Here is a 12,899-nt window from a genome sequence, read left to right as displayed (position 1 = left end):
AACAACGTATCGACTAGCAAATATCGACTAGCAGCGAATCGGTTGCCCGGGGAGTGTCACCCGAGAGAGTCGGTAGGAGACTGGAGAATGGCCCCGAGACCTACACGCTGAAGGAGCGAGGCTCGCCGGTTAGGGGATCAATGAACGCAAGTCCCGTGCAGCGCAGGCGCATCGGGGTGGAGAAGTCTTCGGCGCCGGCTGGGAGGAGGGTGGGGTAGATGGTGTCGCCAAGAATGGGGGCGGCTTCTGCCATCATCTGCAGTCGGAGCTGGTGTGTGCGCCCAGTAATCGGGTGTAGCACGTAGCGGGCAAGCGGCGCATCCATCCCGTACAGTCGCTGCAGCTCCCGCTCCTCAGAAGCGCCAAGCCGTGTCACCGAAGCAACCTCAGTATGTGAGTTCGGCTCAAGTTCGTCAACGATGGAACCAGCGGGCTCGCCGGCAACCTTCACCAGGTGGTGCGACCACTCGGTGGGTGCCGCTACATCCACATAGGGTGCGATCGCCTCATACATTTTGTCTACTTCACGCCGTGCGAAGAGTTCTTGGTAGGGGCCGCGGGCGTGGCGTCGTTTAGTAAAAAGCAAAAGCCCCGACGTGCCGCGATCCAGCCGGTGAGCTGGGGTGAGCTCCTCGTTTCCCGTGGCGCGGCGAAGGCGCACGGTGGCGGTTTCGGTGATGTGGGAGGCGCGGGGCATCGTCGCTAAGAAGGGCGGCTTGTCCACAACCAGGATGGTGTCGTCCTCAAAAACCGTTCGGATTTCGTAGGGCACGGGGGTTTCGGGGGCGGGGCGTCGATAGAAAAAGACGTCCGTGCCAGGGGCCAGCCACTCATCCGGGCTAATTGCAGTTGCGTCACGACGCACCACCAACCCCTCCCGAAAGCGCTCCTCAACAGCAGAAAAGTCATCCTCCGGGTGACGGTGGCGCTGGGTGGAAACCAAATGCCACACAAAATCAATCGCGCGCACCCCCGGGCCTTCGGGGACGCGGGCGCGCGAAGCCCCCAAGCCGCCCTGAGGAGGCAACGGGGGTTCAGTTCTCCGTTTGGCGCGTGCCATGTTGTAGTACATTATCGGCCATGGATCTAGCAGCAATACTTGAACCAGTACTGGCATTCTTCCGCGAAGGTGTGGGCAAAGGCATCGCCGATATCCTCGCGGCACTCTATGACCTGTTCTACCCGGCAAACTCGGAACCCGCGCACCCCGTGGAGCTGCCGAAGTAAGCTGGAAGTAACAGCGTAGAGAGGGAAAGGATCGGATCATGTCCGAGGAAGAAGAAGTACGCGGCACCGACATTGTTGTTGCAGTAGACGGCAGCCCGGCATCAAACAACGCAGTTCGTTGGGCAGCTAACGCGGCGGCCAAGCGCAATGTGGCGCTGCGCCTTGCGTCCAGCTACACCATGCCGCAATTCCTGTACGCAGAGGGCATGGTCCCGCCGCAGGAGCTTTATGATGACCTGCAGCGTGAAACCATGCAGAAGATCGATGACGCTCGTGCGCTCGCACTTGAGGTTGCGCCTGAGTTGCGCATTGGTCACGCGGTGGCGGAAAGCTCGCCGATTGACATGCTGTTGGAGATGTCTCGTGAAGCTGGCATGATCGCCATGGGCTCGCGTGGCCTCGGCGGCCTGTCTGGCGTGATGCTTGGTTCCGTCTCCGGTGCTGTGGTCTCCCACGCATACTGCCCAGTTGTGGTGGTGCGTGAAGATAACGCGGTGACCGAGGCGAACAAGTACGGCCCGGTTGTTGTTGGTATTGACGGCTCTGAAGTCTCCCAACGTGCCGCCGAGGTTGCGTTTGAAGAGGCGCAGGCCCGCGGTGCGGAGCTTGTTGCGGTGCACACGTGGATTGATACACACGTGCCGGCCCCGGGTGCTGGCTTCGCCATTACAGAGGACCGTTGGCAGGAGGTTCACGACGAGCAGGCGGAGCTTTTGGACAACTATCTGCGTGAAGTAGGCGAAAAATTCCCAGACGTTGAAGTCAAGCGCGTGATCACCCGCGACCGCCCGGTGCGTGCTCTGACGGAAGCCGCAGAAAATGCGCAGCTGCTGGTCACGGGCTCGCATGGCCGTGGTGGCTTCAAGGGAATGCTCCTTGGATCCACCTCGCGTGCGCTGCTTCAGTCAGCACCGTGCCCGATGATGGTCGTGCGATACAACGCATAGAAGGGCATAATGGGGTCTTGGCAAGTAGTCATAACAATTATTTGTGAAAGGACACTGAAACTATGACCCCTACTCTTGGATTTCTTGGCTGGATTATTATCGGCGGCCTGGCTGGCTGGGTAGCCTCTAGGATGCAAAACCGTGATGCCCAGATGGGCATTGGTTTGAACATCCTTGTAGGTATTGTCGGCGGCCTTATCGGCGGCTGGCTGCTTACCTTGGTTGGCCTCCAGGTTGCGGACCGTGGCTCTATCTTCAGCTTCCTCACGTGCCTGCTGGGTGCGGTGGTGTTGCTGTGGATTGTGAACAAGGTTACCGGTCATAAGAAATAGTCCACGCATGTAGCGTTTGACGTAGTTAGGGATTCCCCCGGGTTACTTGAAAGGTAGCTCCGGGGGAATTTATTTATTGGTGCTCATTGCACGATTTGCCACCCGGGGTAATATGAACGTACCGGTTTGTCTATAAGAAAGGGAGACGTAGGTGGCATCCTCAGACGCGGCAAAGAAGAAACCTGCTCCGCGGCGTCGTAATCGACCGAGCCCGAGGCAGCGCCTTCTGGACGCGGCGACGAAGCTTTTCAACGAGGAAGGCATCCGTGTCATCGGCATCGACCGCGTGCTGCGCGAAGCGGACGTGGCCAAAGCCTCCCTGTACTCCCTGCTCGGCTCCAAGGACAACCTGGTGGTTGCATACCTTGAGCGCATGGATGAGCAGTACCGCCAGCGCTGGCAGGAACGCGCCGACCAGGCGGCGGACCTGGATGGAAAAATCCTTGTCTTTTTTGACATGGCGATTGATGAGGAGCCGGAGAAGAACTTCCGCGGCTCACCCTTCTTCAACGCGGCAACAGAATACCCGCGCCCGGAGACAGAATCCGAGAAGCGCATTGTGGAAACCAGCCTGGACCACAGGCGTTGGATGCACTCCACGCTCACTCGCTTGCTCACGGAGAAGAACGGCTACGACTCTGCTGCGCAAGCAGATGAACTGCTGATCTACTTAGACGGTGGCTTGGCGGGGGCAAGGTTCACCCAGAGCGTGACCCCATTGGAGAAGGCCCGCGAACTGGCCAAGAACGAACTCGGCGCGCCGCCTGCGGACTACTCGATCTAGTCCTGCTCGCTGGCTTTTTGCTCTTCGCGTTCCTTCTTACGCAGCAGCGCAAGTTCGCGCCTGGCCGCTGAGCGCTCGCTCTCCAGCGTTTTCTTCCGCTGCTTTTCGTCGCGTTTTTCTTGCTTGCGCGCCCGTTTAGCGTCGCGAATTTCGCGGTGGATGCGGCCGGCTTGGGTGGGGGTGGTGAGGGTGGATGCGCGGAGGCGCAATAAAGCAGACTTATGCTCCTTGACCTCGGCGCGCTGCGTGCGGTACTTCTCACGCGCCGCGGCCTGGGCCTCAAAGTGAATGTCGGAGGCCGGCATTGTGCGAACGGCCAACGCCCACAGCGCGACCGTCTGCACGGTGGTGAACAGGTTGTTGCCCACCCAGTACATCAGCAGCGCGATCGGCACCGGGCCAGTCAAGCCGGAGAGCAGCAGCATCACGGCGACGAACGGCACGAACCAGTACAAAAAGTAGTAGCTGCGGCGCGTGAAGGTGTTCGCCCACTCCAACATCGTGCGGTTGCGTGCCTGGTTGATCAGCAGGTTTCCGGAGGTAAACACCGCGGCCATGATGACAAACGGCAACGCCACCTTCAGCGTGGCCTCTTGGGTGGTGCCAAGGAAGGCGAACTGTGCCTCATCCATGGCTACGTAGGCGGAAAGCGGCACGTCGAAGAAGGTGGTGTCGCGGAAGGAGGCAATCTCGGCGTCTGAAAGCACGCCGATCTTACGGCCCGCAGAGGCATCCGGCACAGACATCCACTGCAACAGCCGGTACAAACCAAGAAACACCGGCACCTGGACAAACACCGGCACACACCCGGCGAGCGGGTTATAGCCGTGGTCTTTTTGGATCTGCTTGCGCGCCTCCTGCTCCGCACGCAGGTCCTCCACATCGGTGGACTCGCCGTACTTGCGCTGCACCTCTTCCAAGTGCGCACGCATGAGGAAGGCGCGCCGCGTACTGGAGATGGTTTGCCACGCAAACGGCAAAATCAGCGAGCGTACGGAGATCACTAGCAGAAACACCGAGGCAACCCAGGCGGCGTTGGAGTCCGCGCCAAGCAACCCGGCCAGCAGCCAGTGCCAGAACTTCATCACGGCAGACACCGGGTACACGAGCATTTCCAGCATGTGCGTTAATGTTAGGCCATGCAATCGGCAACCACGGGAGCGGCAATGGGCGGGGCACCCCAACCGTTTTGGCCGGGTGAGAACTCAGGTGAGAACCTGGGGAAGAACTCCGGTAACAAGGCACGCAAACCTGCGCGCATCACCCCTGGCCAGATTATTGGTGAGGTGCTGCTGACCATTGGCGCGGTGCTGTTGCTCTTTGCGTTCTATGAGTCGTTTTGGACCAACATCGCCTCCGGCAAGATGCAGAATGAGGCGCAGTCACGGCTTGAAGAGGTATGGGAGGAAAACTGGGTCAACCCCCGCTCCGTCCACGCGCCTGCGGAGGGTGATGCGTTTGCCCGCATGTACATTCCCTCCTTTGGCCCGGATTACCGCTTCGCCATCATTGAGGGTGTGGATCCGACGGCGCTGCTCGCCGGCCCGGGCCGCTATCCCGGCACGCAGATGCCTGGTGAGCCCGGCAACTTCGCCGTGGCTGGCCACCGCGTGGGCAAGGGCGCGCCGTTTAATGACTTGGGCCAGCTCAACGCCTGCGACGCAATTGTGGTTGAGACCCAGACTCAGTGGGTCACCTACCGGGTGCTGCCGATGGAGGGGGATGCGGAGCTTCGTCGCTTATCGACGTCCACGTGCCTCCCACCCGACCTCAACGAACGCATAGCAACCGGCGACTATGCCTCAGTGCTTGGCAAGCACATCACGCTGCCGAATGACATCAACGTGGTCAACCCCATGCCGGAAACCCCGTCGACGGAAGTGGTGCCGGGCATGGAGTCCATCCTGACGTTGACTACGTGCCACCCGCAGTTCTCCAACAAGGAGCGCATGATTATCCACGCGGTGAAGACGGAGGCGGTGCCGAAAACCCCAGACGGCGAGGGTGCGCTGCCCGCCGCCATGACTGAAAGATGACGCAAAGCTAACGGAAGGCCCTAGGACATGTACTCATACCTGTGGAACAAACTGCCCGGTACCCCGCCGGTGAAATGGCTGATCACCATCGTCATTGTGGTGGCGGTGTTCCTGCTGCTTATGAACGTGGTGTTTCCGTGGGTGTCCTCGTTCATGCCGTACAACGACGTCGCTGTGTAAGTCGCAGTTTAGATCGCTGTTTAGATCCAGCGGGGTACTGGCGGGATCCAGGTTTGGAAGCGGGTGAGGAGGCTGACGGGGGCGTCGTCAAGCAGTAAATGCTCCCGGTCCGTAGCCCGCACAAAGCCCTGGCCGACCATGTGATCCACCATGGTGGCCAGCGGGCGCCAGAACTCGGTGCCCAGTAGACCGATGGGGATGGGGTTGAGGCCGAGTTGTTGGGACGTCCAGGCATCAAAGAGCTCATCAAGCGTGCCCACGCCGCCGGGGAGTGCGATGATGCCGTCCGCAAGCTCGCTCATGCGGGTTTTGCGCTCCGCCATGGTGCCAACCAGCTCAAGTTCATCCAGCTCGTCATACTTCAGCTCATAGTTAGCCAGGTGCGTGGTGAGCACGCCGTGGGTGCGACCACCCGCATCATGCGCGCCGGCGGCAACCTGTCCCATCAGTCCCAGCTTGGAACCGCCGTAGACCAGGGTGATGCCGGCCTCTGCAAGCGCCTTGCCAAGCGCGTAGGCCAGTTCGCTCGTGGCGGGGTCGGTGGCGTCACGGGCGCCAGCGAAGACGGCGACCGCCTTGAGTGTGCGCGGGCGAAGCGCCGGGAAGATACGGGTGGCAAGCAGCGGTGCAAGCTCATAACCAGCGGTATCTGCCGGGTGGATCCAGTCCACCTCAGCAATCTCGGCGGCCGGCTGCGGATGGACACCCATGCGATCAAGCACGCCGGCTGGGGCGGCGAACACGGTCGAGGTCACCGTATGGCCGGGCTCGTTGGAGGCCTCGGCAGAAAACCGGCCCAGGAACCCAAGCTGGTGCCTATCCAGGTCCACGCCAACCTCTTCGAGCGTTTCGCGCAGTGCGGCATCCAGCGGGGATTCGCCGGCCTCAAGCTTGCCGCCCGGTAGTTGGAAGCGGGGGCTGGACTTTTTGCGCACGCACAGCACCGCGCCCTGGGGGTTGCGGATCACTACGGCGGCGACGCGGATTTCTGGTTGGGTCCCTGGTTGAGTCACAGTCCTAGGTTAGCGATAACTTGCTCCGCAACAAGCTGTGCTTTAACGGATTCGTTTTGGTTGGTAAACACCACCACGGCCGTGTCGCCGTGCGCTACCGCGTAGCCGGCGCCGAGGCGGCCGGGGACGTCGCCGCCTCCGTGGCGTCCGCCGTTCCACCCTTCGGGCTGGTCGGCGGGCGCGGTGGTGTCAATCGGCATGGCCCAGTCCACCACCGCCATCGCTTCTTGGGCGGTGGGCATGCGGCGCACAAACACGGTCAGCTGCGGTTCTGGGGGATAGGACCAGTATTGGCAGGCGGGTGGGTTGAAACGGTCGTCAATGCCCACGCCGGTGACGCGCTGGCCGTTGGTGTCTGCCACCCACTGCGTGTCCAGGTAGGGGCAGTCGACCCAGCCGTTGCGGTCCGTGCCCGGCAGCGCGTCGAGCGGCAGGCCGTCGCCGGCGGGAGCCTCAGCGGCTTCGACACCTTCCGGTGCGTCGGTGGCATCCGGCGCACCCGGCGAACCGGGGTTGTCGCCGCCCGCGCACCCCGCCAGGGCCGCGCACAGGAGCAGGGTGGGTAGTCTCAAACGCATGAGCTCCAGACTAGTGATGTTGGAGCGGGACCCCGCAGACATCCCAGATAACAAAGCTATTGACTCCGGCGTGACCGTCTTGGCTGTGAGTTTGGTGCTGGTGTCCCTGCTCGCGCTTGCTCGGATGCCGCTGAATGAGGCGTTGCTGCACATTGTGTTGGTCACCGCGTTTTCGTTCCTGTTGTTCTACGGCATGGTGGAGATGCCGCGGTGGGGCACGTTGGGCAAGTTGGTGTGGCTCAGTGCGGTCACGGCGGTGTGGATTTCAGACATGACCATCTCGCCGGTGGCCATCTACTGGGTGTTTTTGCTGTTCTTTGTTTCCCTGCGTGCGTTTAATGATTGGCGGGGTTTGCTGTTTGTGGCCATTGACCTGGCCATTGCCATCATCTTCCAGATCCCCACCGGGCTCACCCTCGGCGGCATTATGGGCCCGGCCCTGTCCGCCGTTGTGGTGGTGGCAATCAACTATGCATTCACCACCATCGGCAGGGTGAGCCGCGAGAGGCTTCTGCTTATCGACGAGCTACTGTCCACCCGCGAACAACTCGCCGAGTCCGAACGCGAAGCAGGTGTGGCGCAGGAGCGCGAACGCTTGGCGCACGAGATTCATGACACGGTGGCGCAGAACTTGTCCTCTATCCAAATGCTGCTGCACGCCGCCGAGCGGGACTTGGGCAACCTTGACGTGGCTGAAGAAGAGCTTGAACAGCCGCTGCGCCGGATGGAGGCGGCACGCCGGGCGGCGTCTAACAACTTGGCGGAGACTCGCGCGATGATTGCGGCGTTGACGCCGGCGGGGTTGCGCGAAGCGTCGATAAGCGAAGCTCTGGAGCGGATTGCCGCGGACTTTGCGCATGCCAGCGACATGGATATCCAGGTGGAAACCCACGGTGAGCCGCAGAAACTGCCCATGCGTGTGGAGGCTGGGCTGCTGCGCATCGCCCAAGGCGCGGTGTCGAATGCCGTGCAGCATTCGGGGGCGAGCCGCGTGCGGGTAACACTTACGCACGAGCCTGAGGAGATCCGCCTGGACGTTGTGGATAACGGCGTGGGCTTTGACGTTGCAGCGCAAGCCGGCAAACCCGCAGGTCTTGGCCACCTGGGGTTGGATGCGATGCGTTCGCGCGCCGCGGAGCTTGGCGGGGAGCTGACCATTGAGTCCGCGCCGGGCGGGCCGACGGCAATCTCCGTGGCGGTGCCTGTGGACGGTGCTGTAGATAGTTCGGACTAGACAGTTAGGATGATGGCATGATTCGCGTGTTACTGGCTGATGATCATGAGATTGTGCGCCTTGGCCTGCGCTCTGTGTTGGAGCAGGCAGACGACATCATGGTGGTTGGTGAGGTAGCCACCGCGGAAGGCGCAATTGCCACGGCTCAGGCCGGGGGCATTGACGTAATCCTGATGGACCTGCGTTTTGGTGCTGGCCCCCAGGGCACCCGCGTGATGACGGGGGCGCAAGCCACCGCCGCCATCCGCAGCTCCATGACCAACCCGCCAAAGGTGCTGGTGGTGACCAATTACGACACGGACGCTGACATCCTCGGCGCCATCGAGGCCGGTGCGGTGGGCTACATGTTGAAAGACGCCCCGCCGGAAGAACTCCTCGCCGCCGTCCGATCCGTGGCGGGCATGGATGAAAGCGTTGCGGATGGCGCCGCGGGTGAGGCGGTGCCGATGTCACCAACCGTGCGCGACAAGCTGGCTACGCGTGAGCGCACCCCGCGCTCCTCACTCACCCCGCGTGAGCTAGAGGTACTGCAGCTGGTGGCCGCCGGCTCATCCAACCGCGAGATCGGCGCGGAGCTCATGCTGTCGGAGGCCACGGTGAAAAGTCACCTTGTGCATATCTATGACAAGTTGGGTGTGCGCTCCCGTACCTCCGCGGTGGCGTCCGCCCGCGAAATGGGTGTGCTGTAGGTTCTAGCGCTGGCCGGCGGCGCGGTTGTCCAGTTCGCGCTGCTGGTAAGCGGTCAGACCCTTGTAGATCAGCGGCAGCAGCACCGGAACCAGAACGCGCAGTGCGCCGGCGAGGTTTTTGGCTTTCTTCTTGGTCAGGCCGGCTTCGTCGATACGCTTCAGGTGCGCCTTGGCCAGGTCCTTTTCGTGCTTGCGCTTGCGCTTCAGCCCCTTCTGCTCTTCCTTAAGCAGGCGCTTTTCTGCCTTGTCCAGCAGTTGTGCGATGCGCAGGTCAGCCTTAGCCTCGTCGCGGGAGTACTTGCGGGCGGTTGCCTCGGCCTTTTTTACTTCCGCTTCAACCTTCTTCAGCTGCTTTTTGCTGTTCTTGCGGATGGACTTGAGAATTCCCATGGCGTCCACCTTACCCATGTACGGTCCATGTACGGCGCGCACGACGGGTACCATTTGGGGCATTGTGATGTTCCCGGCCCAAGTGCGTGCGAATGATCTGGTGGGTTGCCGCTATAGGCTCCACCAGCGCGCGGTGCACCCGAATATCCCGCCGTTGCCGGAGTCGCTGGAGCGCCAGCCGCGTATAGACGCTGCACGGGCCCTCGTCCTCAACGCCCTCCCCACCAAGCGGGCGGTGGGTGATGGCCGCAGGAAGCTGTTCATCCGGGTTGATGTGGACCCGGCGGATGGGGACGAGGAGCAGGCAGCGCACACGATCGCTGCGATTCGCGCTGGCGCACACGTGATTACAAACGCCAGGTTGGCGGGCCAGATTGAGGGCGTGCGCGTGGTTGCGGACGTGGACGTGCTGGTGCGCGACGGTCATGATTACCTGCCGGTGATCATCTCGAATCACCGGGTGGCGCGTGCGCATGAGACCTCGCGTATGGCGATGATCCCGGTTGGCCGGCTTGGGTTGTCCGCACCGCTTGAGGTGCCGGCGAAGCCGCGCCACCACACCGTGGACGGCTACCGCCTGGCCATCGCGGAGTTGCTGTTGCGCGATTACGGCAAGGCCACCGGCCGCGGTGGCGTGATTGGCCAGGACCGCACACGCGCCTACATCGGGGATGTGGAGCGGTTCATCCCGCCGCTGATTGAGGCACTCACTGCTCCGATCCCCGCTGAGCCGAAGCGCCTGAAACAGTGCGCGACCTGCCGGTTCTGGGAGTTGTGCCGCCCGCGCCTGGAGGAGCTGGACGATATTTCACTGGTTCTTCCCGGCGGCCGCGGCGACGTGTTGCGCGATGAGGGGATCACCACGGTGCAGATGCTAATCGACGCCAACGTGGGCGAACCCTCCGCCATCGCCCGCGCCTGGCGCGAGGATATCCCGCTGCTTCGCCGCCCCGGCGAGATCACCATCCCGCGCGCTGATGTGGAGATCGATATCGACATGGAGGCCTACCTGGACCAGGGCGCTTACCTGTGGGGTGCGTTTGATGGCCAGCGCTATTACTCCTTTGTCACGTGGGACGAGGTTGGCGGCGCTGATTCGGCGGCGGAGGAGCGAAACTTTGGGCAGTTTTGGGGGTGGTTGCGTCAGCGCAAACAAGCAGCAAGCTCTGCGGGCAAAACCTTCCGGGCATACTGCTTTGCCGCGGGAGGCGAGAACTACTGGATGCGCAGCTCAGCGAAGCGGTTCGGCTCCGTGGATGCAGCAGAGGTCGCGGCGTTTCTGAGCAGCGATGAGTGGGTCGACGTGTTCGCCTACGCACGCAAACACCTGGTGGGAACCGACGGGCTGGGCCTGAAAGTGCTGGCCCCGGCAGCCGGGTTTACCTGGGAAGACGATGACGTGGACGGGGAGCGTTCCATTGCTTTGCGGCGTGCCGCGCGCCTTGGGGACCACGCCGCCCGCGACATGCTGCTGCGCTACAACGAGGACGACTGCCGCGCCACCCGCGCCGTGCGCGACTTCTTAACTAGCGGCGCGCCGGGCGTACCGCTCATTGATCAGATGCGCGATTAACGGCGCTCTCGCACTGCCAACCACACCGCAACGGTACTCAGCACCGCCAGCAACAAGGCCAGCACGCCCATGAAGCCTGCCCACGGCAGCGCCTCAAAAGCGCGACCCGTTGCCGCACCCAGGATTGAAGAGCCCATGTAGTAGGAGAACACGTACAGGCTGGAGGCTTCCGCGCGGTCGCGCTCAGCGATCTGGCCCACCCAGCCGGTTGCCGTGGAGTGCATAGCGAAGAAGCTGGCGGTGAAGATCAGCAGGCCGATCAACGTGATCCACAGGTTTGCGCTTGCACCGATCAGGGCGCCGACCAGCATCATGGCAGCACCGGCAGCAACCACACGACCCCGGCCGAAGCGACCCACAAACGTGCCGGCCCTGGCGCTTGACCATGTGCCGGACAAGTACAACAGGAAGGTCAGACCCGCCAGCGACGGCGGCAGACCAAAGTCATTGATGGCGCGGAAGCCGAAGAAGTTGTACATGGACACAAATACGCCCATGCCCAAAAACGCCGTGCTGGCCAGGGCCACAATGCGCGGGTTGGTCAGGTGGCCTGCAATCGCGCGGAACTCCGCACCCGGCCGGATGCTTGTCTTGGCGTGGAAGTTGCGCTGCTCAGGCAATAGCCACCAGGCGGCAAGCGCCAGTGAAAGGCTGACGGTGGCGGTGGCGGCAATAGCCCACCGCCACGAGGCCACCTCGAGCACAAAGGAGGGGATGAGGCGTCCCATGAGCCCGCCGATGGTGTTGCCGGCGATGTAGAGGCCCATCGCCCCGGGCAGGTCGCGCTGGTCAAGCTCTTCGGACAGCCACGCCATGGCCACCGCAGGTGTGCCTGCCAGCAGCATGCCTTGGAGTGCGCGCAGCACGATCATCTGCTCGATGTTTTGTGACAGCGCCACGGCAAACCCCAGCGCGGTGGCGGTGACGGCGGAGACGGTCATGACCCGTCCGCGGCCAAACTTCTCGCTCAGGATGGAGGCCGGCACAACGCACAGTGCCAACGCACCCGTTGCGGCGGAGACAGTCCACGCGGCGGTTGATGGCGTGGTGTGCAGCTCACGGGTGAGGATGGGAAGCAGCGCCTGAGTCAGGTACAGAGACGAAAAAATGGCCAAGCCCACAAAGAGCATGGCCACTGTCGCGCGCCTGTACTCAGGGGTGCCTTTTCTCATAGGTCACTATGGTGGACCTCCCTGAGCCAAAACGCAAGCGTGTGCGCTAAAAACTTATGCGGAAGCCTTTGCGTAACGCTCGTTTACGTCGTCCCAGTTCACAACGTTCCACCAAGCCTCAACGTAGTCAGCCTTGACGTTCTTGTACTGCAGGTAGAACGCGTGCTCCCACATGTCCAGCATGAGAACCGGGGTGAAGTCTACGGAGATGTTGCCCTGCTGGTCAGTCATCTGCTGGATGATCAGGCGGCCAGCGACGTGGTCGTAGCCAGCAACTGCCCAGCCGGAGCCCTGCAGACCGTTAGCAACTGCAGTGAACTGCTTCTTAAAGCCCTCGAAGGAGCCAAAGTCACGGTCAATAGCCTCAGCGATTGCGCCGGTCGGGTTGCCGCCAGCGTTCGGTGCCATGTTCTTCCAGAAGATGGAGTGGTTGGTGTGGCCACCCAGGTTGAACGCAAGGTTCTTGGACAGTGCGCGGATACGGTCGGCGTTTGCCTCACCGTTGCGCTCTGCCTCAAGTGCCTCGAGTGCTGCGTTTGCGCCAGCGACGTAGTTAGCGTGGTGCTTGTCGTGGTGCAGGGTCATAATCTCTTCGCAGATGTGCGGCTCAAGTGCGTCGTATGCGTACGGGAGATCAGGAAGCTCGTAAACAGCCATGATCATTTCCTTTCATTCGGTTTCGTGTACGGCAACCATCGTAGAGAAAATTTGGGAACAGTGTTGTGACCGAAGTCGTTATAGGAG

At 62.0% G+C, this 12,899-nt stretch carries 16 protein-coding genes; 9 read left to right on the top strand and 7 right to left on the bottom strand.

Going from position 1 to position 12,899, the window contains the following annotated elements; all coding sequences use genetic code 11:
* Positions 1-100: 100 nt before the first annotated feature.
* Positions 101-1,060, bottom strand: coding sequence for a pseudouridine synthase (locus HMPREF3104_RS08220; RefSeq protein WP_070495141.1), 960 nt, complete (start codon positions 1,058-1,060; stop codon positions 101-103).
* 20 nt (positions 1,061-1,080) lie between these two features.
* On the opposite strand from HMPREF3104_RS08220, the gene HMPREF3104_RS12495 reads away from it, so the two are divergent.
* From HMPREF3104_RS12495 to HMPREF3104_RS08205, 4 genes are all read left to right on the top strand, one after another.
* A complete protein-coding gene (locus HMPREF3104_RS12495) occupies positions 1,081-1,227 on the top strand; it encodes a hypothetical protein (protein ID WP_168156370.1) in 147 nt (48 codons plus the stop codon).
* Positions 1,228-1,265: 38 nt separating this feature from the next.
* Complete coding sequence (locus tag HMPREF3104_RS08215; protein WP_052205785.1) at positions 1,266-2,174, top strand: universal stress protein; 909 nt, start codon at positions 1,266-1,268, stop codon at positions 2,172-2,174.
* A gap of 62 nt (positions 2,175-2,236) precedes the next feature.
* Positions 2,237-2,506, top strand: a complete 270-nt coding sequence (locus tag HMPREF3104_RS08210) for a GlsB/YeaQ/YmgE family stress response membrane protein (RefSeq protein ID WP_070495133.1) — start codon at positions 2,237-2,239, stop codon at positions 2,504-2,506.
* Between the two features lie 151 nt (positions 2,507-2,657).
* Entirely contained in the window at positions 2,658-3,290 is a 633-nt protein-coding gene (locus HMPREF3104_RS08205) for a TetR/AcrR family transcriptional regulator (protein ID WP_052205787.1), read from the top strand.
* On the opposite strand, the gene yidC is transcribed toward HMPREF3104_RS08205, so the two are convergent.
* On the bottom strand, positions 3,287-4,411 hold the full coding sequence (gene yidC, locus HMPREF3104_RS08200) for a membrane protein insertase YidC (RefSeq protein WP_070495132.1): 1,125 nt from the start codon (positions 4,409-4,411) through the stop codon (positions 3,287-3,289). The two genes, HMPREF3104_RS08205 and yidC, sit on opposite strands and share 4 nt — an antisense overlap.
* A gap of 18 nt (positions 4,412-4,429) precedes the next feature.
* Here yidC and HMPREF3104_RS08195 point away from each other — a divergent pair, with 18 nt between their 5' ends.
* Together HMPREF3104_RS08195 and HMPREF3104_RS12490 are read left to right on the top strand one after the other, a co-directional pair.
* Positions 4,430-5,326 (top strand): class E sortase, encoded by an 897-nt coding sequence (locus tag HMPREF3104_RS08195; RefSeq protein WP_070495131.1) that lies wholly within the window; start codon positions 4,430-4,432, stop codon positions 5,324-5,326.
* A gap of 27 nt (positions 5,327-5,353) precedes the next feature.
* The gene (locus tag HMPREF3104_RS12490; protein ID WP_168156369.1) at positions 5,354-5,506 is read left to right on the top strand and encodes a hypothetical protein; all 153 of its coding nucleotides are present in this window, start codon (positions 5,354-5,356) and stop codon (positions 5,504-5,506) included.
* A gap of 20 nt (positions 5,507-5,526) precedes the next feature.
* On the opposite strand, the gene HMPREF3104_RS12755 is transcribed toward HMPREF3104_RS12490, so the two are convergent.
* Together HMPREF3104_RS12755 and HMPREF3104_RS08185 are read right to left on the bottom strand one after the other, a co-directional pair.
* A complete protein-coding gene (locus HMPREF3104_RS12755; protein WP_083279020.1) occupies positions 5,527-6,519 on the bottom strand; it encodes a TIGR00730 family Rossman fold protein in 993 nt (330 codons plus the stop codon).
* Complete coding sequence (locus tag HMPREF3104_RS08185) at positions 6,516-7,097, bottom strand: DUF2020 domain-containing protein (protein WP_070495130.1); 582 nt, start codon at positions 7,095-7,097, stop codon at positions 6,516-6,518. The genes HMPREF3104_RS12755 and HMPREF3104_RS08185 overlap by 4 nt, the downstream gene beginning before the upstream one ends.
* Here HMPREF3104_RS08185 and HMPREF3104_RS08180 point away from each other — a divergent pair.
* On the top strand, positions 7,096-8,331 hold the full coding sequence (locus tag HMPREF3104_RS08180) for a sensor histidine kinase (protein ID WP_070495129.1): 1,236 nt from the start codon (positions 7,096-7,098) through the stop codon (positions 8,329-8,331). The two genes, HMPREF3104_RS08185 and HMPREF3104_RS08180, sit on opposite strands and share 2 nt — an antisense overlap.
* Before the next feature lie 17 nt (positions 8,332-8,348).
* Positions 8,349-9,020, top strand: a complete 672-nt coding sequence (locus HMPREF3104_RS08175; RefSeq protein ID WP_070495128.1) for a LuxR C-terminal-related transcriptional regulator — start codon at positions 8,349-8,351, stop codon at positions 9,018-9,020.
* A 3-nt stretch (positions 9,021-9,023) separates the two neighbouring features.
* Here HMPREF3104_RS08175 and HMPREF3104_RS08170 read toward each other — a convergent pair whose 3' ends face one another.
* The gene (locus HMPREF3104_RS08170) at positions 9,024-9,410 is read right to left on the bottom strand and encodes a DUF6474 family protein (protein ID WP_052205793.1); all 387 of its coding nucleotides are present in this window, start codon (positions 9,408-9,410) and stop codon (positions 9,024-9,026) included.
* A gap of 67 nt (positions 9,411-9,477) precedes the next feature.
* Between HMPREF3104_RS08170 and HMPREF3104_RS08165 the strand changes: the two genes are divergently transcribed.
* Positions 9,478-10,983 (top strand): TM0106 family RecB-like putative nuclease, encoded by a 1,506-nt coding sequence (locus HMPREF3104_RS08165; protein ID WP_070495139.1) that lies wholly within the window; start codon positions 9,478-9,480, stop codon positions 10,981-10,983.
* On the opposite strand, the gene HMPREF3104_RS08160 is transcribed toward HMPREF3104_RS08165, so the two are convergent.
* A complete protein-coding gene (locus HMPREF3104_RS08160; protein WP_070495126.1) occupies positions 10,980-12,155 on the bottom strand; it encodes an MFS transporter in 1,176 nt (391 codons plus the stop codon). The genes HMPREF3104_RS08165 and HMPREF3104_RS08160 overlap by 4 nt on opposite strands.
* 54 nt (positions 12,156-12,209) lie before the next feature.
* Complete coding sequence (locus HMPREF3104_RS08155) at positions 12,210-12,812, bottom strand: superoxide dismutase (RefSeq protein ID WP_052205796.1); 603 nt, start codon at positions 12,810-12,812, stop codon at positions 12,210-12,212.
* Positions 12,813-12,899 lie beyond the last annotated feature (87 nt).

Origin of the sequence: Corynebacterium sp. HMSC30G07 (assembly GCF_001806945.1) — a bacterium.
GTDB lineage: Bacteria > Actinomycetota > Actinomycetes > Mycobacteriales > Mycobacteriaceae > Corynebacterium > Corynebacterium riegelii.
Note: the sequence above shows the minus strand (reverse complement) of the source record. Positions and strands in the feature narration are given on the sequence as shown.

What these genes read in the sequence shown, in the direction of transcription:
- HMPREF3104_RS08160 (WP_070495126.1), bottom strand. Translation starts at nt 12,155, where the DNA reads ATGAGAAAAGGCACCCCTGAGTACAGGCGCGCGACAGTGGCCATGCTC.
- HMPREF3104_RS08220 (WP_070495141.1), bottom strand. Translation starts at nt 1,060, where the DNA reads ATGGCACGCGCCAAACGGAGAACTGAACCCCCGTTGCCTCCTCAGGGC.
- HMPREF3104_RS08215 (WP_052205785.1), top strand. Translation starts at nt 1,266, where the DNA reads ATGTCCGAGGAAGAAGAAGTACGCGGCACCGACATTGTTGTTGCAGTA.
- HMPREF3104_RS08170 (WP_052205793.1), bottom strand. Translation starts at nt 9,410, where the DNA reads ATGGGAATTCTCAAGTCCATCCGCAAGAACAGCAAAAAGCAGCTGAAG.
- yidC (WP_070495132.1), bottom strand. Translation starts at nt 4,411, where the DNA reads ATGCTGGAAATGCTCGTGTACCCGGTGTCTGCCGTGATGAAGTTCTGG.
- HMPREF3104_RS08165 (WP_070495139.1), top strand. Translation starts at nt 9,478, where the DNA reads ATGTTCCCGGCCCAAGTGCGTGCGAATGATCTGGTGGGTTGCCGCTAT.
- HMPREF3104_RS08155 (WP_052205796.1), bottom strand. Translation starts at nt 12,812, where the DNA reads ATGGCTGTTTACGAGCTTCCTGATCTCCCGTACGCATACGACGCACTT.
- HMPREF3104_RS12490 (WP_168156369.1), top strand. Translation starts at nt 5,354, where the DNA reads ATGTACTCATACCTGTGGAACAAACTGCCCGGTACCCCGCCGGTGAAA.
- HMPREF3104_RS08195 (WP_070495131.1), top strand. Translation starts at nt 4,430, where the DNA reads ATGCAATCGGCAACCACGGGAGCGGCAATGGGCGGGGCACCCCAACCG.
- HMPREF3104_RS12495 (WP_168156370.1), top strand. Translation starts at nt 1,081, where the DNA reads ATGGATCTAGCAGCAATACTTGAACCAGTACTGGCATTCTTCCGCGAA.
- HMPREF3104_RS08185 (WP_070495130.1), bottom strand. Translation starts at nt 7,097, where the DNA reads ATGCGTTTGAGACTACCCACCCTGCTCCTGTGCGCGGCCCTGGCGGGG.
- HMPREF3104_RS08180 (WP_070495129.1), top strand. Translation starts at nt 7,096, where the DNA reads ATGAGCTCCAGACTAGTGATGTTGGAGCGGGACCCCGCAGACATCCCA.
- HMPREF3104_RS08175 (WP_070495128.1), top strand. Translation starts at nt 8,349, where the DNA reads ATGATTCGCGTGTTACTGGCTGATGATCATGAGATTGTGCGCCTTGGC.
- HMPREF3104_RS08210 (WP_070495133.1), top strand. Translation starts at nt 2,237, where the DNA reads ATGACCCCTACTCTTGGATTTCTTGGCTGGATTATTATCGGCGGCCTG.